The sequence below is a fragment of the Xenorhabdus bovienii SS-2004 genome, assembly GCF_000027225.1.
In the GTDB taxonomy this organism is placed as follows: Bacteria; Pseudomonadota; Gammaproteobacteria; order Enterobacterales; family Enterobacteriaceae; genus Xenorhabdus; species Xenorhabdus bovienii_C.
In genome coordinates this window covers 1,634,873-1,653,779 of the sequence record NC_013892.1, presented here as the reverse complement: position 1 = coordinate 1,653,779, position 18,907 = coordinate 1,634,873, and the positions used below count along the sequence as shown (strand labels likewise).

The window sequence follows — 18,907 nt, the reverse complement described above, 5'->3', positions numbered from 1 at the left end:
TTGATGTGATGATTAAAGACATTCCTGTTATTCCAATTTATTAAATCGATGAGAGGCATATGAGGTGATACTCACCTCTATACCTGTATTTTAGGAGAATATTATTATAGTGCTTTATCATATACACACCATACGCATCAATAAATTTATATTTTAAATCAACGTGTTATAATTTAAACCCGAAATTCTGATGCCAGTCTACTGACCCCCAAGCCATTCACTTTTTCCACTTTGATCTGAACAGGAATGCGTTCTTTCATTGCTTCAACATGGCTGATGACTCCTATTGTTTTTCCTGACGCATTCAAGTGATCCAATGCATCCAGAGCGATATCAAGGGTTTCCGGATCAAGTGTGCCAAAGCCTTCATCAAGGAATAGGGATTCTATCTGGGTTTTGTTACTCACGAGATCAGACAGCGCCAGTGCGAGTGCCAGGCTGACGAGGAAGCTTTCGCCACCAGAGAGGGTTTTGGTATCCCGAACGGCATCTGCTTGCCAGGTATCGACGATTTGCAATTCCAGCCCTCCATCATCTTTGCGTTGCAAATCGTAGCGCCCATGTAATTTTTCCAGTCGAATATTCGCCAGATGGACTAAATGATCCAGAGTTAATCCTTGAGCAAACCGGCGGAATTTAGCACCGTCTGCGGAACCAATCAGGTTATTGAGGTAACTCCAATCATCATAGTTTTGTTGTAAGTGGGAAATTTGTGTCAGAAGTGTTTGTTGTTTTTGCCGACGCATAGCATCACTGTTCAGTATGGTTTTGACTTCACCTTGCTGTTGATTGTTACGTTTCAATTCTTCACTAATGTTAGCTAATATCACGGATACTTGCGTCGGTTCATATTGTTCAAGTAATTGGGGCTGTGTTTCAGCATGTCGCTGTAAGGCGGTTTCTGATTCATGGTGCCGTGTTTTGGCTTGCAAATGATACTGTGTAAGTTGTTCTTGCAATTGTTGCAGCTTTTCCCGTTGTTCAGGTTCCAGTAGGGCCTGTTCAAAGGCAGATTGATCGGCAAATCCCTGTTGTTCCAATCCGCTTTGGAAAGCGCTGGCGGTAAGTTTGCATTGTGTTTCGGCGGTATTGCTGTTTCTTTCAATTTCACTAACTGCACCAGTGAGTTGGTTCATCACGTTTTGTCGCTGTTGCAGGTGTGAAGTAGCCTGTTTGTACGCGATGTCCAGCTCATTAGTCTTTTGCTGTAATGTCTGACGAACGGTGCTAACGGATCTTTCCCCAAATAAATGATGACGTTCCTGAGTTATTTGTTCCAGTAACTGTTTTTGCTGCTGCTGTTTTTCGTTAAGGGCGTGAAGGAGGATCGTCAGCTTAGTTTTTTGCTTCTCTAATTCATTCGATTGACTTTGCAGGGCAGCCTGTTCTTGCTGTAACTGTTGCCATCTTTCGCGTGAATCATGGTAGGTTTTTAACTCAGTTTCGCGTTGTTGCAGCCAGATTGTCACTTCTTGCAGAGAGGGAAGGGTAAAAGGTGTATGCTGTAATTCGCTGACTAATAGCTCTGTCGTGGTTGTGTATTCAGTTTCTGCCTGTTGAAGTTCTGCCGTATTTTCTGCCAGTTGTTTTTGGTGTGAATCTAATTTGACCTTTTCCAGCTCAATAGCTTGTTCAGATGCTTTGTGCTGTTCACGGTTGGCCGATAGCGCTTTTTCCGCCGCTTGATGTACTTTCTCTGCGTGTAATAATGCGTCGTATTGCCTTTGATATTGCTGATAGGCAGTTTGCCGTTGGCCAATGAAATTGTCGACAGGGTCTGTTTCCATTGGTAATTCAGCGGATTGTAACTGTTGGCAGTGATGCTTCCACTGTTGTGTTATTTTTGTCAGTTTCTCGGTTAATTGAGTCGTATTTTGCTGTAATTGTTGATTATTTTTCTGTTGAATCTGCTGTTTCTGCTGTAGGGCAGAACGGTTTGTTTGTAGCTGATCTATTTGATGGCGTAGAGATTTTAAGCGTTCTTCTGATTGTGACAGGGCAATGTTCTGGTATTCGGTGACTAAAGGGTGTTGTGTGGCGCCACACAGTGGGCAGGCTTCACCTTCTTTTAACTGTGAACGCTCCTGTTCCAGACTGGTGATCCGCTGTTCCAAACGAATTCGATCAGCAAGATCTTCATGATGCTGCTGTTTTTCCGTTAGCTGTTGATCTAGCGTACTGATCTGAGTCGGCAAGGGTTCCAGTAATGCCTGAGACTGTGATAATTGAGTTTGATTAGTTGAGATCGTGGCCTGTAATTGCTGGATCTGAGGCAATAATATCTCAAGTTGATTCTGTGATTTCAGTTGTTCCTGATAGTCTGATAGCTGTTTTTGCAGTTGTTCCAGTGGATGAATTTTCTGCAAATCAATCAGTTGCTTTTCGGTAAGTATCAGATTGTCGTGCAGTGGTTGGTTTTGCTCTGTCTGTTCGGCCAACTCTGCATTCAATGTATTCAAGTGATCGGTTATACGAGCCAGTTCAGTGCCAATCTGCTGTGTTTTTTGTGTCAGTTTGGCTATCTGCACTTGCTTCTCTTTCTGACGTGAAAATAATTGTTTCCACTCAGGGAGTTTGCTGTCCAAACTACGGCAATAAGGGTGCTGATCGTCGTATGTTTCCAGCGTTTTTTGTTCATTATGTAGCGTATCTTTGCGACTTTGCGCTACTTGGTATTGGGCGGAGATTTCTGTCAGTTCACGATCTTGCTTGGTTATTTCCTTTTCTAACGTAAGCAGATCTTTTGATTGCGTATCAATCTTGTGATCGAGTGGTATAACCTGCTCTGAGATGAGCTTTTCCTGTTGGATTTGCTGTTGCTGGTGTTCTTCCCGTGTTTTTTCCAAATCGGTAAGCTGTTGTTGAGCTGGCTGTAACAAAGAAAGTTGTTGCTGGCGATCATGTTCTATTTTTATACGTTGTTCAGTAATTCGTTGTTTTTCACTAAAGGCTCGGTTTTGCGCATCCCATAGTGAACGGATTTTTTCTGCGGGTTCGCTGGCGGTAAGCTGTTGTAATTGCGGTTGCGCGTTTTGTATGGCCTGTTCAGCCTGCTGCAAAAGCAACGTGTTGCCCGCTATTGATTGTTGTAATTCATTTTGCCGGATAAGCCACTGCTCGGCAGATCGAAAAGCCTTAATCTGTTGGCTGAGTTGAGTTTCTGCTGCAGTAAGTTGTTGCTGTTCGTTTTGGTAATTTTCTATTTGCTCCGGTGTTAATAACTCGATACTGGAAGCGGTGGCCTGCTGAATATTCAGTTCAGATTGGGCTTGTTTATGACGTTGATAAATTTCCTGAGACAGAATGCCGTAAATTTCTGTCCCCGTCAGTTCTTCCAGTAAATCAGCCCGATCTTTATCATCTGCATTTAAAAATGCGGCAAAATCACCCTGTGACAGAAGGATGGATTTGGTAAAACGTTTGAAATCAAGACCGGTTATTTCAGCGATCTTTTCTTTTTTATCAGGGATCTTATCGGCTAAAATCTTGCCCGTTCTCTTGTCCACCAATTCGCCTTTTGGAGGTTGGAGTTTTCCATCAGCTTGGTTACGGGCGCGGCGCTGGCTCCAGAATGCACGATAAGCTACGCCTTTGACTTCGAATTCCACTTCTGCCAAGCATTCCGCAGTATGACGAGTTATCAACTCATTCTGGATAGCAGAAATAGTACCGAGCCGTGGTGTTTCGTGGTAAAGGGCAAGGCAGATGGCATCCAGTAAGGTGGTTTTTCCTGCTCCTGTTGGGCCTGTGATGGCGAATAATCCATTGCTGGCAAAAGGCTCTGCCGTAAAATCAATTTTCCATTCACCTTGCAGAGAGTTGATATTTTTCAGCCGTAAGCTAAGAATTTTCATGTGCGCGAATCCTCAATATTATTGCTGAGAAATATCATCCAGCGTTTGCTTAAACAGGGTCGTCAGGCGTTGCTTCTGGGGCTGATCTTCAATCTCAGCCAGTGCTAGCCGTCGTTCGAAGACTTCATGCACGCTGAGTTCATTGAGCGTCTCTTTATTTGTTTCAGACAGGGAAATTTGGCGTGCCGCCTTTCTGCGCCGTAACAGAATGATTTCAACGGGTAGATCCGTAGTCATAGTTTGGATGCGTTTTTGGATATCAGGCAGGTAATCTTGAGTCGCGACTTCAATATCCAGCCAGACAGGACGTTCTCCCTGATATGCTTTGAATGTCTGCAACTGAGCCTCAATCTGTTGCAGATTTCCACGGATCAACTGCATCGGTTGATAGTTTGGGATGGGCAAAAGAGTGACGTTATCAAATTTGTCTTCTTTAAAATCAACCAGACAGACGCTTTTTTCTTGCCCGACTTCATCAAAACTCAGGGGGATCGGGGAGCCGCTGTAACGGATATGCTCTGATTTAGCGATGATCTGTGGGCGGTGGATATGCCCTAATGCAATATAATCAGCAGGTGGGAATGCTTGTGCGGGGAATGCGTCCAACGTACCAATGTAAATATCTCGAACAGAATCTGAGGTGGAAGCACCCACCGTGGTCAGGTGTCCGGTTGCAATAATCGGCAATGGCTGGCCGAGTTTTTCCCGTAATGCATCAGCTTGCTGATAAAGCTGGTGATAGTGTTCAGTAATGGCATTCTGCAATGCCTGCTGTTTTTGCGTGGCTGACTGACCGGCCTGGCTGGTCATGATATCCCGTGGACGCAGGTAAGGAATGGCACAGAGAATGGCTCCCGCTTCTCCATTTTTGTTATTCAATACTTTTATCTGCTGCTGGATGTCGGCGTCTGCACTGGCTATTACTGTTGTATTCAGACAAGAGAATAGCGCTTTTGATTCATTGAGCGTGGCGACGGAATCATGGTTTCCACCAAGAATGACAAGCTGGCAGCCAGTGGGCCGTAGCTCCACAACGAACTGGTTATAAAGCTCACGGGCATAGCTGGGAGGAGAGCCAGTATCAAAAATATCGCCGGCAATCACCAATGCATCAACCTGATGCCGTATGATTTGTTCAATAAGCCACTGCAAAAAGTGCTGATGTTCTGCGGCACGATTTTTGGTAAAGAAATATTGCCCGAGATGCCAGTCCGACGTATGAATGATTCGCATGTTTTCCTACCGTTGCCCAAGAGTCTTGCTTATCTGTTTCAAGCGCTAATTATAATGAGTGTTTGAGGTCTGTCGTGTGGAATTCTGACTTTGTTCACGAATTTTCGAGCGGGCTCGCAATCATAATGAAATATGACAAAGCACTCATAAATTCTATGCAAAATAGATTGCAGTTTGAGAATTGAGAAATAGGATTTTCATAAATTTGTCATAAAATTGACTCATAATGACTTAAGGTGAATATTGCTGGCTTCAATAATATTAATGGGATCAACCATGGCTAAACGCATTTTGGTAGTTGAAGATGAAGTCCAGATTCGTGAAATGGTTTGTTTGGTGTTGGAACAAAATGGCTATCAGACCGTTGAAGCAGAAGACTATGATGTTGCTGTCTGGCGCTTGTCGGAGCCTTATCCCGATTTGGTGTTATTGGATTGGATGCTTCCCGGAGGTTCAGGAATACAGCTTATTAAGCAGATGAAGCGTGATAGCAGCACCAGAGATATTCCTGTCATGATGGTAACGGCTCGTGGAGAGGAGGAAGATCGCGTTCGTGGTCTTGATGTCGGAGCGGATGACTATATCACTAAGCCTTTCTCTCCCAAGGAGTTGGTGGCTCGTATCAAAGCGGTTCTTCGTCGCGTTTCCCCCATGTCGGCGGAAGATATTATCAATATGGATGGGCTGATACTGGACTCTTCCTCCCATCGTGTTTCCAGTCAGGGGCAAAATGTGGAAATGGGGCCAACGGAATTCAAGCTGCTCCATTTTTTCATGACGCATCCAGAGCGTGTTTATAGTCGTGAACAATTGCTCAATTATGTGTGGGGCACTAATGTTTATGTGGAAGATCGCACCGTTGATGTGCATATCCGGCGTTTGCGTAAGGCGTTAGAAGTAGGAGGGCACGATAGAATGGTGCAGACGGTCCGTGGTACAGGGTATCGCTTTTCTACTCGTTATTAATGCATCTGTTTCTCATTGGTGCTGATTGGCAATAATCTATTTTCATGCCGGAGAGAATAACGTGCTTGAACGTTTATCCTGGAAGAAGTTGGTATTGGGGCTTGTTCTTTTTTGTCTGCCTGCGGTCATTTTGTCTCTCTTTATCGGATATTTACCGTGGCTGCTGGTTATTGGGTTATTTCTGGCATTGGTATGGCATGGCTACAATTTATTGAAATTATCTGACTGGTTATGGCTGGATCGCAGTATGTTACCTCCAGCAGGGCGTGGCGGATGGGAGCCAATCTTTTACGGTATTTATCAGTTGCAGCAGCGCAACCGTAAGCGGCGCCGGGAACTGGCATTATTGATCAAGCGCTTTCGCAGTGGCGCTGAGTCATTGCCGGATGCGATTGTGATGATGACGACGGAAGGTAATATTTTCTGGTGTAACCGTCTTGCCCAGCATTTGTTAGGCTTCCGCTGGCCGGAGGATAATGGTCAGCATATCTTCAATTTGCTGCGTTACCCAGATTTTAGTCGCTATATTACGGCCAGTCATTTCTCCCGTCCTTTATCCATTGAGTTGAATAATGGCCGTATGGTGGAATTTCGGGTGATGCCTTATGCAGAACGGATGTTACTGATGGTTGCCCGTGATATTACGCAAAAACGATTGTTGGAAAATGCCCGCCGGGATTTTTTCTCTAATGTCAGCCATGAGTTAAGAACGCCACTAACGGTACTGCAAGGTTATCTGGAGATGATGCAGGAGCAGGAACTGAACGATAGGGCAAATCAGAAGGTGCTCAGTACGATGCAGGAGCAGGTACGGAGAATGGACGGTCTGGTGAAGCAATTATTGCACCTCTCCAGAATTGAAGCCGGGCCGCAAGTGGATATGAACGAGGTGGTTGATGTGCCTGACTTATTGGTGTTGTTGCAGCAGGAAGCGTTGGCATTGGCGAATAACCAGCAGGATATCGTGTTTAATATTGATGAAAAATTGAAAGTTTTCGGCAACGAAGAACAACTGCGAAGCGCTATGTCGAATCTGGTTTATAACGCTATTAATCATACTCCGCCAGGAACGCGTATTGAGGTTAGCTGGAGTAAATCGTCTCAGGGAGCATGGTTTAAAGTACAGGATAATGGTTCGGGGATCAGTGCAGAGCATTTACCGCGCCTGACCGAGCGTTTTTATCGTGTTGACCGTGCCCGTTCTCGGCAAACAGGGGGAAGCGGGTTGGGGCTGGCGATAGTGAAACATGCACTGCATCACTACAATACCCATCTTGAGGTTTCGAGTACGATGGGAAAAGGTTCCACATTTAGTTTTTTATTGGCTCCCGGGCTTATTGTTTCTGCCAAACCGAATTTAATTAAAAAACAATAAGTTTAATATAATTTAGTGGTAAACGATGCAGACAGAAAAATGATTTATTAATCAATATGAGCGAAAAAAGTGCAAATCATATAGTGTGTATTCAGTGATAGATAATAAGAATGACTGCTTTTAAATATTACTTTAGTATATTGTACTGCTTTTTGGTTTGATGCTTGCCTTTTGGCGCTATAAAAGTTTTACTTGTGGGCAGTTGTTGGCGATTCTAGCTGTAATTACCACTATCATTCTGTATTTCCCGATTATCAGTGAATATTACGTTGATCACTTATTGTCAAAGCAGAATCCGGTTTCGCCAGTGAAAATTCAAGTATTTGCAATACTGGCTATTGCACATGCAATTCTTTTGACAACAATATATTAACAATCATTATGGCATACCGTTTATCATCTAAGGATATTTGGGCATTAGGTTTTATGACTTTTGCCTTGTTCGTAGGCGCGGGGAACATCATTTTTCCGCCCATGGTTGGCTTGCAGGCAGGTGAGAATGTTTGGATCGCTGCGCTAGGTTTTTTGCTTACAGCGGTTGGTCTACCGGTCATCACTGTGATTGCTTTGGCGAAAGTCGGTGGCGGGATTGAAGCGCTAAGTTCCCCTATCGGTAAAACAGCAGGTTTGATACTGGCTACTGTTTGCTATATGGCTGTTGGCCCTTTATTTGCAATACCTAGAACTGCAACTGTTTCCTTTGAAGTCGGGATTGCTCCGCTAATGGGCTCTGGCAAACTTCCGTTGTTCATCTATAGTATCGTTTATTTTTCACTGGTGATCTTGGTTTCTCTGTATCCGGGGAAATTACTGGACAGTGTTGGACGCGTGCTGGCTCCGATCAAAATTCTGGCACTGGGTATTTTAGGAATTGCTGCGGTGTTGTGGCCAGCAAGTGATCCCATCCCTGCCATTCAAACTTATAAAGAAATTCCGTTCTCAAATGGTTTTGTGAATGGCTATTTAACGATGGATACACTGGGTGCCATGGTATTCGGCATTGTTATTGTCAATGCTGCGCGCTCCAGAGGTATTGAATCTTCTTCACTGTTGACTCGCTATACTATGTGGGCAGGTCTGATTGCAGGGTTGGGCTTGGTACTGGTATATCTATCTCTGTTCAAGTTGGGAGAAAGTAGTGGCACATTGGTGCCGAAGGCTGAAAATGGTGCAGTGATTCTGCATGCTTATGTACAGAATGTCTTTGGCGGTTATGGCAGTTTCTTCCTTGCTGTATTGATTTTCGTTGCCTGCATGGTAACTGCGGTTGGTTTGACCTGTGCTTGTGCTGAATTTTTCAGCCGTTATTTGCCATTATCTTATCGTACGTTGGTTTTCATCCTCGGAATCTTCTCTATGTTGGTCTCTAATCTTGGATTAGACCACTTGATTAAATTCTCTATTCCGGTACTGACAGCAATTTATCCGCCTTGTATTGCGCTGATCCTGTTGAGCTTCACAGTACGCTGGTGGAATAATGTTACTCGCATTCTGGCGCCTGCTATGGTAGTTAGCCTGCTGTTCGGGGTTTTGGATGCGGCGAAATCGTCTGAGTATCTGTCTCACTTACTACCAGCATGGGCAATTCATCTGCCGTTGGCAGATAAAGGGCTGGCATGGTTATTGCCAACGATACTAGCTGTAGTTGTGTGTGCTCTCTATGATCTCATTGTGGGAGAAAGCAAAGTCCCAAAGCGTGAAGTGCAGCAGGATCAAGGCTGATAGCCTGAAACCTGTAAAAAGGGTGAGCATATCAAACTGCTCACCCTTGTTTTTTATATCGATTTGTTTATCTCAACCTTTTACACTGCTTTTTTAGTAGCCAATGGCTGCACCAGCAGGTCGCCGGACATCGTTGGAGCCATAGATATAACCTTCACGAACCACGCCTGATACCGCTGAATCATTGCCTGATGAGTTGGTGGGAGAGACACCGACAGCACCCGGCAATCCAATCATGATCAGTTCCGCCGCGCCCCACGGTGTCTGTTCTACCATTTTGTAATCCATTTTTTCCAGCATATTTAGAGTATCTTTCGAAAGTCCACGCTGTTCATAGTAGACTTCATCAGGCAGCCATTGATGGTGAATGCGCGGGCTGTTGACGGCTTCTTGCGGTGGCATGCCAAAATCAAGGATATTCAAGGCAGCCTGTAAGGTGATGGAGATAATCCGTGATCCGCCTGGAGAACCCAATACCAGAAAGATTTTGTTATCTTTGGTCACGAGTGTTGGGCTCATCGATGATAGTGGGCGCTTACCGGGGGCGATGGAGTTGGTCGCTCCCTGAACAAGCCCATACAGGTTTTTTTCCCCAACTTTAGTTGTGAAATCATCCATTTCATCGTTTAGGAAAAAGCCGGTTCCCGGTGCAATCACGACGGCCCCAAAACGCCCGTTGATTGTGTAAGTGGTTGATACGGCATTGCCATCTTTATCTACGACAGAGTAATGGGTCGTTTCTGGTTTTTCATGGGGACCAACGCCCGGCTGAACATTTTTTGAAGATGTCGCTTTGTTTGGTTCGATCTCTTTTCTGATAGATTCTGCGTAGCTTTTGCTTAACAGCCGATCAAGTGGGTTCTTAATAAATTGAGGATCGCCCAGATAGGTATTTCTGTCCATGTAGGCGTGGCGCATGGCTTCTGTCAATGTATGGATATAAGCAGCGGAGTTGAATCCCATGGATTTGAGATCATAGCCTTCAACAATGTTCAGTATTTCGCATAAGGTGACGCCACCAGAACTAGGTGGTGGGGAAGAGATAAATTTATAACCGCGATAGCTGCAAGTGACTGGTGTTGTTTCTGTAATGTTATAGTTGGCGAAATCTGCTGCTGTGATAATTCCCCCTGATTTTTTCGATGATTCTTCAACTAATTGGGGGATTTTGCCATGATAAAAGATATCTGGCCCTTTCTTAGCAATCAGTTCCAGCGTATTGGCCAAATCGGTTTGGACTAACTTATCCCCGGGTTGGAAAGGCGTACCATCCTTGCGCAAGAAAATACGGGCGGCCTCTGGATCTTGGGTAAAGCGTTTGACGGTGGTGTCCAGAATATCAGTATCACCACGAGTCAAAATGTAGCCTTCACGCGCCAGCTTGATAGCCGGTGCCATGACTTGTTCGCGGGTCATTGAGCCGTATTTGTGCAGTGCGGCATCTAATCCCATCACTGTGCCGGGGACGCCAATAGCTTTATAGCCATACAGACTGGCACCTTTGATGACACTCCCGTCTTTGTCCAGATACATATTGGCGCTGGCCGCAGCAGGTGCTGTTTCACGGAAATTAATGAAAGTATCTTTGCCGTTTGCCAGATGAATGGTCATGAAACCACCGCCACCAATGTTGCCACAGCAGGGATTGACAACTGCTTGGGCATAACCAACGGCAACAGCGGCATCAATGGCGTTCCCGCCCATTTTGAGAATATCGACGCCAACCTGTGAAGCTAAGTATTGTGAACTGACTACCATGCCTTGTTTGGCTTCAACGGCAGGTTCATAAGCGGCATAGAGGGAGGAGGAAACTAAGAGCGATACAGCGACAAAAGGCATTTTCCATGCTTTTAACATGATGGTACTCCTAAGAATGAGTGGTTAGGGTAGGACTCCGTGAACTGTGATACCAATGTTAATTTTTTGTAATCAACATTATCTAACGCTTAGGATTTTTGAAAAGCAATTTTTTGTGCGCAAGGTAATAAAATGAGAAATTTTAGCTAAGAAAAAACCAGCCGACAGAGTGGCTGGTTTAGGGGAATTCATTAATAACGTGATGCTATCAATGGAGACAACTCTGACGGGAATTACAGTTTATCAGCGTTTTTGGTCAGGTATTTTGCGACGCCTTCAGGGGACGCACCCATACCTTCCTGACCTTTTGCCCACTGTGCAGGACAAACTTCGCCGTGCTCTTCGTGGAATTGCAGTGCGTCAACCATACGCAGCATTTCATCGATGTTACGGCCCAGTGGCAGATCGTTAACGACTTGATGACGAACAACACCGTTTTTGTCGATCAGGAAAGAACCACGCAGGGCAACACCGGCTTCTGGGTGCTCAATGCCGTAAGATTTCATGATGTCACGTTTGATGTCAGCAACCATTGGGTATTTGACTTCGCCGATGCCACCTTCGCTGATTGGGGTTTTACGCCATGCGTTGTGAACGAATTCAGAGTCGAAGGAAATGCCGATGACTTCAACACCGCGCTTTTTGAATTCTTCATAACGGTGATCAAACGCGATCAGCTCAGAAGGGCAAACAAAAGTGAAGTCCATTGGCCAGAAGAAGATAATGGCTGGACGACCATTCAGGTGGTTTTTCAGGTTGAAATTATCAACGATTTCACCGTTACCGAGAACCGCTGCGGCTGTAAAGTCAGGGGCTTGGCGGGTTACTAGAACCATAATTGACTCCTGTGATTTTAAAAAGGTGTTATGTAGAAACGGGTTACAGCATAAGGAATTAAGGTAAAGCAATAAAGGATAAAATACCAATTGATATAATAGATTTTGCCTATCAATAATTTGCTTTTAATTCCTTTTAGCCTAAATAAGATAAAGCTATTTGGAAAAAGTGCAAGGTTCTGGCGAAATATCTTGCTCAAGCAGTCGCTTATTGGTCGCCAGTGCCATCATGTGTGGATAGAATTTCCAAAATAGCGCTTCAAAATCAAGATAATGCATTTCGATATCTTGATACGATCCTGCCAGTGCCGATAATTTAGGGCGTCTGTGAGCCATGCCTTTCAGTACATTGGCAATGCATGACATATCGGCATAGCGGATAAGTAGATTTTCTGACCAGAGATATTTGTTCAACGCCTGAAATTTTTCAGGCGTGAAGCTAAGATGCGGCTCTATCTGACTACGGGCAAGATGTACAAATTCAGGCAGGGAGTAATTTTTTTCAAGCTTGTCCCAATGCAGAGAAAGAAAATGATCCCAGATGATATCAAGGGTAATGGGAGCTACGCGTCGATACTCGCTACGAAACAGTGTGCATGCTTCGGTGACCCATGGATGGCTGTCCGTCAGGCTGTCTATCCTACGGTGCAGGCGAATACCTTCTACAATATCGGGGCTGAATAATCCTTTTGGAGAGCCACGGACAAAATCCGCCATTAAATTGCCCAGTAAGGAACTTTCCGATAATGCAGCCAAATGAAGATGTGCGAGAAAATTCATAGCGAGAGTATACCGGAAATAGTGAAACTAATATGCTTCTTTGTTGCACCCTTGCGCGTGCGGCACTAGACTAGTCCGCCTGTTTTTTTGAATGATACAGATAAAATGCGTGTCGCTGATTTTACATTTGAACTGCCGGAAGAGCTGATTGCTCATTATCCCCAGCCGCAGCGGAGTGGTTGCCGTTTGCTTGCCCTTGATGGCAAAACCGGAGGGCTGACGCACGGTATTTTCACTGATGTGCTGGATAAGCTGGAAGCCGGTGATTTGCTGGTTTTCAATAATACACGAGTTATTCCTGCGCGTTTGTTTGGTCGCAAGGCGACGGGTGGGAAATTGGAAGTTTTAGTAGAAAGGATGCTGGATAATAAGCGAGTACTCGCTCACGTTCGTGCGTCCAAGGCACTGAAAGAAGGTGCAGAGCTTCTGCTGGGCGAAGATGAAAGCATCAGGGCAACAATGCTGGCACGCCACGATACTTTATTTGAAATCCGTTTTGATGATGATCGTGATGTATTGACCATTTTGGATGAAATTGGTCACATGCCGTTGCCACCGTATATTGCCCGTCCTGATGAAGAGTCGGATCGCGAGTTATATCAGACGGTCTACAGTGAACGCCCTGGTGCCGTTGCGGCACCAACTGCCGGGCTGCATTTTGATGAACCCCTGTTGGCAGCACTGCGTGAAAAAGGCGTCGATATGGCTTTTGTTACCCTGCATGTCGGCGCAGGAACGTTCCAGCCTGTGCGGGTGGAGACTATCGAAGACCATATCATGCATGCTGAGTATGCAGAAGTTCCGCAAAATGTCGTTGATGCGGTATTGGCGTGTAAGGCGCGTGGCAATAAGGTTGTAGCCGTGGGTACAACGTCTGTCCGTTCATTGGAAAGTGCGGCTCGTGCCTGTCAGAATGGTCTGATTGAGCCATTCTTTGATGACACCCAAATCTTTATTTATCCGGGATTTGAGTATCAAGTCGTTGATGCGTTGATTACCAATTTTCACCTGCCGGAATCCACGCTTATTATGCTGGTTTCTGCATTTGCGGGTTATCAAAATACCATGAATGCCTATAAAGAAGCGGTAGCCGAAAAGTATCGTTTCTTTAGTTATGGTGATGCGATGTTTATTCATCGCAACCCTATGGCAACGAAAGAGAAAGTCTCGTAATTCCAGCTTGGCTGGTTTGAACGATGTTTAAACATAACATCAGACTGTTTTTCTGATGTCTGGAGGTTAAGTGAAATTTGAGTTACAAAAGACGGATGGGAATGCTCGCCGTGGCCGCCTGATTTTTGAACGTGGTGTTGTGGAAACGCCTGCATTTATGCCTGTGGGGACTTACGGCACAGTAAAAGGCATGACACCGGAAGAAGTTAAAGAAACCGGTGCTCAGATTCTGTTGGGGAATACTTTCCATTTATGGCTGCGCCCTGGGCAGGAGATCATGAAACTGCATGGTGACTTGCATGATTTTATGCAGTGGCACGGTCCTATCTTGACGGATTCTGGCGGTTTTCAGGTCTTCAGCCTTGGTGCGATGCGTAAAATCAAAGAAGAAGGCGTTCATTTCCGTAATCCTATAAATGGGACGCCCGTTTTCCTCAGCCCGGAAAAATCCATGGAAATCCAACATGATTTGGGTTCCGATATCGTCATGATTTTTGATGAATGTACGCCATATCCTGCAGATTGGGATTATGCGAAGCGTTCCATGGAAATGTCATTACGCTGGGCGGCGCGCAGTCGTCAGCGTTTTAACGAGTTAGGCAATAAAAATGCCCTGTTTGGCATTATTCAGGGCAGTGTGTACGAAGATTTGCGTGATGTTTCTGTAAAGGGACTGGTCGAAATCGGTTTTGACGGTTACGCGGTGGGTGGTCTGGCCGTAGGAGAACCAAAGGAAGATATGCATCGTATTCTGGAGCATGTTTGTCCGCAAATCCCACAGGATAAGCCACGTTATTTGATGGGTGTCGGTAAACCAGAAGATCTGGTTGAAGGTGTCCGTCGTGGTATTGATATGTTTGACTGTGTCATGCCGACCCGTAATGCTCGTAATGGACATCTTTTTGTGACAGAAGGTGTGATCAAGATCCGCAATGCTAAACATAAGGAAGATACTTCTACGCTGGATGAGCATTGTGATTGCTATACTTGTCGCCATTATAGCCGTGCATATCTGCATCATCTTGACCGCTGTAACGAAATTCTTGGTGCAAGGCTGAATACAATCCATAATTTAAGGTATTATCAGCGTTTGATGGCCGGAATTCGTAAAGCCATTGAAGAGAACAAACTGGAACAGTTTGTTGAAGAGTTTTATCAGCGGATTGGCAAACCCGTTCCGTCGTTAAATATATAATTTGGCGTGACTAACCAGCCTCAATATGTGTAGCATACTGGGCTGGTTTTTGATCAAGCCACTGTCGATTTTTGACAACAATGTTTTCGATAACAATGAGGGAAATTTGATGAGTTTTTTTATTTCTGACGCTGCGGCATCTGCTGGTGCATCAGCGCAATCTCAGGGAAGCCCATATTCTCTGATTATCATGCTGGTTGTTTTCGGTTTGATTTTCTATTTCATGATCCTGCGTCCACAACAAAAACGCACCAAAGAACATAAAAAACTGATGGATTCCATTGCCAAAGGTGATGAAGTGCTGACTTCTGGTGGTTTAGTGGGTCGTGTCTCTAAAGTGTCTGAAACAGGTTACGTTGTGGTTGCTTTGAATGACACTACTGAAATAACTGTCAAACGTGATTTCGTCGCTGCCATTTTGCCGAAAGGTACAATGAAGGCTATTTGATTTTCCGATTTTCCCGAAGGGAACTGCCGTGTTGAACCGTTATCCTTTGTGGAAGTATCTGATGCTGATCGCTGCGATCCTCATCGGTTTGCTTTATGCACTTCCCAACCTATATGGTGAGGATCCGGCTGTACAAATTACTGGCGCGCGGGGCATCGCCGCCAGTGAAAAAACGCTGGACCAAGTCCGTAATGTTTTAGAAAAAGAACAAATCAAGAGCAAGTCCATTGCACTGGAAAATGGAGCAATACTTGCTCGCTTCAATAATTCTGATGTTCAACTTCGTGCCCGTGAAGCATTGGTTTCCGCATTAGGAGAACAATATGTCGTGGCATTGAACCTTGCGCCCGCGACACCCCTTTGGCTAAGTAAAGTGGGTGCTGAGCCAATGAAACTGGGGCTTGACCTGCGTGGAGGCGTTCACTTCCTGATGGAAGTGGATATGGAAACCGCACTGAGTAAGCTACAAGAACAGAATATTGATAGCCTGCGCTCTGAATTGCGTGATCAAGGCATCCTTTATTCCTCTGTTCGTAAGCTTGATAACTATGGAGTGGAAGTCCGTTTCCGCGATAATGATGCACGTTCCAAAGCGGAAAGTTATCTTGAACCCCGTCACCGTGATTTAGTCTTCTCCACTGGCGCGAATAGTACGCTGAAAGTCGTTATGAGTGACGATCGCCTGCGTGAAGCTCGAACCTATGCGGTACAGCAAAATATCACTATCCTGCGTAATCGTGTTAACCAGTTAGGTGTAGCAGAGCCGCTGGTTCAACGTCAGGGCGCAGACCGTATTGTCGTTGAACTGCCTGGCATTCAGGATACTGCCCGTGCCAAAGAAATCCTCGGTGCAACGGCAACGCTGGAGTTCCGTCTGGTAAACAGTAATGTTGATCAGAGTGCCGCAGTATCTGGTCGGATTCCGGGTGATTCAGAACTGAAGTATACCCGTGATAGCAACCCGGTTGTGTTATACAAGCGCGTGATCCTGACTGGTGACCATATTACGGATTCCACTTCCAGTACTGATGAATACGGTAATCCGCAGGTGAATATTTCTCTGGACGGTGCTGGCGGTAGTGCGATGTCTAACTTCACCAAAGACAACTTGCAAAAGCCAATGGCTACGCTGTTTGTAGAATATAAGGACAGTGGCAAGAAGGATGCCAATGGCCGTTCGGTTCTGGTGAAGCAAGAAGAAGTTATTAATATCGCTACCATTCAGTCTCGTTTGGGCAATAGTTTCCGTATCACCGGAATTGGCAACCTGAATGAAGCCCGTCAGTTGGCGCTGTTGTTGCGTGCAGGTGCTTTGATCGCACCCATCCAGATTGTCGAAGAACGGACTATTGGGCCAACCCTTGGCTTACAGAATATCAAGCAGGGGCTTGAAGCCTGTCTGTGGGGCTTGATTTCTTCTATCCTGTTTATGGTGATCTACTACCGCAAGTTCGGATTGATTGCGAGCAGTGCTCTGCTGGCTAACTTAGTGCTGATCGTCGGTGTCATGTCCTTGTTACCGGGAGCGACGCTGACGATGCCGGGTATTGCGGGTATCGTATTGACTCTCGCCGTGGCAGTGGATGCGAACGTTTTGATTAACGAACGTATCAAAGAAGAGCTGCGTAACGGGCGTACGGTGCAGCAAGCGATTCATGAAGGCTACAAAGGTGCGTTTTCCAGTATCATTGACGCAAACCTGACTACGCTGATTACTGCTGTGATTCTGTATGCAGTGGGAACGGGCTCCATCAAGGGCTTCGCGATCACGACCAGCATTGGTGTGGCGACGTCGATGTTCACTGCCATTGTGGGAACACGCGCAGTCGTGAACCTGCTGTACGGCGGTAAGCGTATCAATAAGCTGTCAATTTAAGGAGCACGTTGTGGCACAGGATTACACTGTTGAACAATTAAACTATGGGCGTAAAGTCATCGACTTTATGCGCTGGGACAACGTTGCCTTTGGGATTTCGTTACTGTTGTTGGTCGCTTCCATCATTACGATGGGTGTCCGTGGGTTTAACTGGGGGCTGGACTTTACCGGTGGTACGGTAATCGAGATTAACCTGAGTAAACCCGCCGATCTGGATAAGATGCGCGAAAGCCTCACGAAAAACGGTTTTGCCGATCCGCTTCTGCAAAACTTTGGCAGTAGCCGTGATGTGATAGTGCGAATGCCGCCTGTGACGGGCAATGCAGGGCAGGAACTGGGTAATAAAATTATCTCGGTTATCAACGCGAATATCGACAAAGATGCAGTCGTCAAGCGTGTTGAGTTTGTCGGGCCAAGTGTGGGAAGCGAGCTGGCGCAGACGGGAGCAATGGCTCTGCTGGCTGCGCTAATTAGCATCCTGATTTATGTCGGTTTTCGCTTTGAATGGCGTCTGGCATTGGGAGCCGTTATCGCACTGGCGCATGACGTGATCATTACACTGGGTGTACTGTCGTTATTCCACATTGAAGTTGACCTGACCATCGTGGCATCGTTGATGTCCGTTATCGGTTATTCATTGAACGACAGTATTGTGGTATCGGATCGTATCCGTGAAAACTTCCGTAAGATACGCCGTGGCACACCGTATGAAATCATGAATGTTTCCCTGACTCAGACTTTGAGCCGTACGATCATGACTTCAGCGACAACGCTGCTCGTTGTTCTGATGCTTTACATCTTTGGTGGTGAAATGCTGAAAGGTTTCTCACTGGCGATGTTAATCGGGGTTTCCATCGGTACGATATCATCTATCTATGTTGCTTCTGCACTGGCCTTGAAACTGGGAATGAAGCGTGAGCATATGATTCAGCAGAAAGTTGAGAAAGAAGGGGCGGATCAGCCTTCCATTCTTCCTTAATAGCCTGATACGATCTAGTTCTGATATCGTTTATTTAAACACCCTGTGAGTACTTACTGACAGGGTGTTTTTCATTATCACTTCAAGGTAAACTGTCTTCCCGTTCGGTTAACTGTCAGGAAACAATATGCATTGCCCATTTTGCGCAGCCGTTGATACTAAAGTTATTGATTCCCGTCTGGTAGGAGATGGCTCCCAAGTGCGCCGTCGTCGTCAGTGTCTCGAATGTCATGAAAGATTCACCACGTTTGAAATCGCAGAACTGGTGATGCCAAGAGTGATTAAAAGTGATGACATTCGGGAGCCTTTCGACGAGGAAAAATTACGTCGCGGCATGTTGAAGGCACTGGAAAAACGTCCTGTCAGCTCTGATGATGTGGAAACAGCGATTATCCATATTAAGTCACAAGTGAGGGCAACGGGAGAACGAGAAATTCCATCCAAGATGATCGGGAATTTCGTGATGGATGCGCTGAAAAAGCTCGATAAAGTAGCTTATATTCGTTTCGCATCTGTTTACCGCAGCTTTGAGGATGTTCGCGAATTTGGCGAAGAAATTGCCAGACTACAAGATTGAATATGCTGGCTTTCAAAAAATCAGGCTTTCAAAAAC

14 protein-coding genes are annotated in these 18,907 nt (G+C 45.5%); 9 read left to right on the top strand and 5 right to left on the bottom strand.

Annotation, left to right across the window (positions count from 1 at the left end; genetic code table 11):
• Positions 1 to 173: 173 nt before the first annotated feature.
• Complete coding sequence (locus XBJ1_RS07260) at positions 174 to 3,854, bottom strand: AAA family ATPase (protein WP_012988192.1); 3,681 nt, start codon at positions 3,852 to 3,854, stop codon at positions 174 to 176.
• A gap of 18 nt (positions 3,855 to 3,872) precedes the next feature.
• On the bottom strand, positions 3,873 to 5,087 hold the full coding sequence (sbcD, locus tag XBJ1_RS07255; protein WP_012988191.1) for an exonuclease subunit SbcD: 1,215 nt from the start codon (positions 5,085 to 5,087) through the stop codon (positions 3,873 to 3,875).
• A 276-nt stretch (positions 5,088 to 5,363) separates the two neighbouring features.
• Here sbcD and phoB point away from each other — a divergent pair, with 276 nt between their 5' ends.
• From phoB to brnQ, 3 genes are all read left to right on the top strand, one after another.
• Positions 5,364 to 6,053, top strand: coding sequence for a phosphate regulon transcriptional regulator PhoB (gene phoB / locus XBJ1_RS07250; protein ID WP_012988190.1), 690 nt, complete (start codon positions 5,364 to 5,366; stop codon positions 6,051 to 6,053).
• A 61-nt stretch (positions 6,054 to 6,114) separates the two neighbouring features.
• Complete coding sequence (gene phoR, locus XBJ1_RS07245) at positions 6,115 to 7,428, top strand: phosphate regulon sensor histidine kinase PhoR (protein ID WP_012988189.1); 1,314 nt, start codon at positions 6,115 to 6,117, stop codon at positions 7,426 to 7,428.
• Between the two features lie 381 nt (positions 7,429 to 7,809).
• Positions 7,810 to 9,150 (top strand): branched-chain amino acid transport system II carrier protein, encoded by a 1,341-nt coding sequence (brnQ, locus tag XBJ1_RS07240; protein WP_012988187.1) that lies wholly within the window; start codon positions 7,810 to 7,812, stop codon positions 9,148 to 9,150.
• A gap of 93 nt (positions 9,151 to 9,243) precedes the next feature.
• On the opposite strand, the gene ggt is transcribed toward brnQ, so the two are convergent.
• The 3 genes from ggt to XBJ1_RS07225 all read right to left on the bottom strand — a co-directional run bounded on the left by ggt (position 9,244) and on the right by XBJ1_RS07225 (position 12,623).
• Complete coding sequence (gene ggt / locus XBJ1_RS07235) at positions 9,244 to 11,007, bottom strand: gamma-glutamyltransferase (RefSeq protein ID WP_012988186.1); 1,764 nt, start codon at positions 11,005 to 11,007, stop codon at positions 9,244 to 9,246.
• A gap of 233 nt (positions 11,008 to 11,240) precedes the next feature.
• Positions 11,241 to 11,843 (bottom strand): peroxiredoxin C, encoded by a 603-nt coding sequence (locus tag XBJ1_RS07230; RefSeq protein WP_012988185.1) that lies wholly within the window; start codon positions 11,841 to 11,843, stop codon positions 11,241 to 11,243.
• 156 nt (positions 11,844 to 11,999) lie between these two features.
• Positions 12,000 to 12,623, bottom strand: coding sequence for an ACP phosphodiesterase (locus tag XBJ1_RS07225; RefSeq protein WP_012988183.1), 624 nt, complete (start codon positions 12,621 to 12,623; stop codon positions 12,000 to 12,002).
• Between the two features lie 105 nt (positions 12,624 to 12,728).
• On the opposite strand from XBJ1_RS07225, the gene queA reads away from it, so the two are divergent.
• The 6 genes from queA to nrdR all read left to right on the top strand — a co-directional run bounded on the left by queA (position 12,729) and on the right by nrdR (position 18,871).
• Entirely contained in the window at positions 12,729 to 13,796 is a 1,068-nt protein-coding gene (gene queA, locus XBJ1_RS07220; RefSeq protein WP_012988182.1) for a tRNA preQ1(34) S-adenosylmethionine ribosyltransferase-isomerase QueA, read from the top strand.
• 70 nt (positions 13,797 to 13,866) lie between these two features.
• Entirely contained in the window at positions 13,867 to 14,991 is a 1,125-nt protein-coding gene (tgt, locus tag XBJ1_RS07215; RefSeq protein WP_012988181.1) for a tRNA guanosine(34) transglycosylase Tgt, read from the top strand.
• A gap of 109 nt (positions 14,992 to 15,100) precedes the next feature.
• Positions 15,101 to 15,439 (top strand): preprotein translocase subunit YajC, encoded by a 339-nt coding sequence (yajC, locus tag XBJ1_RS07210; protein WP_012988180.1) that lies wholly within the window; start codon positions 15,101 to 15,103, stop codon positions 15,437 to 15,439.
• A gap of 28 nt (positions 15,440 to 15,467) precedes the next feature.
• On the top strand, positions 15,468 to 17,315 hold the full coding sequence (secD, locus tag XBJ1_RS07205) for a protein translocase subunit SecD (protein WP_071822459.1): 1,848 nt from the start codon (positions 15,468 to 15,470) through the stop codon (positions 17,313 to 17,315).
• A gap of 10 nt (positions 17,316 to 17,325) precedes the next feature.
• A complete protein-coding gene (secF, locus tag XBJ1_RS07200) occupies positions 17,326 to 18,294 on the top strand; it encodes a protein translocase subunit SecF (RefSeq protein ID WP_012988178.1) in 969 nt (322 codons plus the stop codon).
• Between the two features lie 127 nt (positions 18,295 to 18,421).
• On the top strand, positions 18,422 to 18,871 hold the full coding sequence (gene nrdR / locus XBJ1_RS07195) for a transcriptional regulator NrdR (RefSeq protein ID WP_012988175.1): 450 nt from the start codon (positions 18,422 to 18,424) through the stop codon (positions 18,869 to 18,871).
• The last annotated feature ends 36 nt before the right edge of the window (positions 18,872 to 18,907 follow it).

Excerpts from the sequence above, each read along its gene's own strand:
- XBJ1_RS07225 (WP_012988183.1), bottom strand. The coding sequence starts at position 12,623 with ATGAATTTTCTCGCACATCTTCATTTGGCTGCATTATCGGAAAGTTCC.
- queA (WP_012988182.1), top strand. The coding sequence starts at position 12,729 with ATGCGTGTCGCTGATTTTACATTTGAACTGCCGGAAGAGCTGATTGCT.
- XBJ1_RS07230 (WP_012988185.1), bottom strand. The coding sequence starts at position 11,843 with ATGGTTCTAGTAACCCGCCAAGCCCCTGACTTTACAGCCGCAGCGGTT.
- yajC (WP_012988180.1), top strand. The coding sequence starts at position 15,101 with ATGAGTTTTTTTATTTCTGACGCTGCGGCATCTGCTGGTGCATCAGCG.
- phoB (WP_012988190.1), top strand. The coding sequence starts at position 5,364 with ATGGCTAAACGCATTTTGGTAGTTGAAGATGAAGTCCAGATTCGTGAA.
- sbcD (WP_012988191.1), bottom strand. The coding sequence starts at position 5,087 with ATGCGAATCATTCATACGTCGGACTGGCATCTCGGGCAATATTTCTTT.
- nrdR (WP_012988175.1), top strand. The coding sequence starts at position 18,422 with ATGCATTGCCCATTTTGCGCAGCCGTTGATACTAAAGTTATTGATTCC.
- brnQ (WP_012988187.1), top strand. The coding sequence starts at position 7,810 with ATGGCATACCGTTTATCATCTAAGGATATTTGGGCATTAGGTTTTATG.
- XBJ1_RS07260 (WP_012988192.1), bottom strand. The coding sequence starts at position 3,854 with ATGAAAATTCTTAGCTTACGGCTGAAAAATATCAACTCTCTGCAAGGT.
- ggt (WP_012988186.1), bottom strand. The coding sequence starts at position 11,007 with ATGTTAAAAGCATGGAAAATGCCTTTTGTCGCTGTATCGCTCTTAGTT.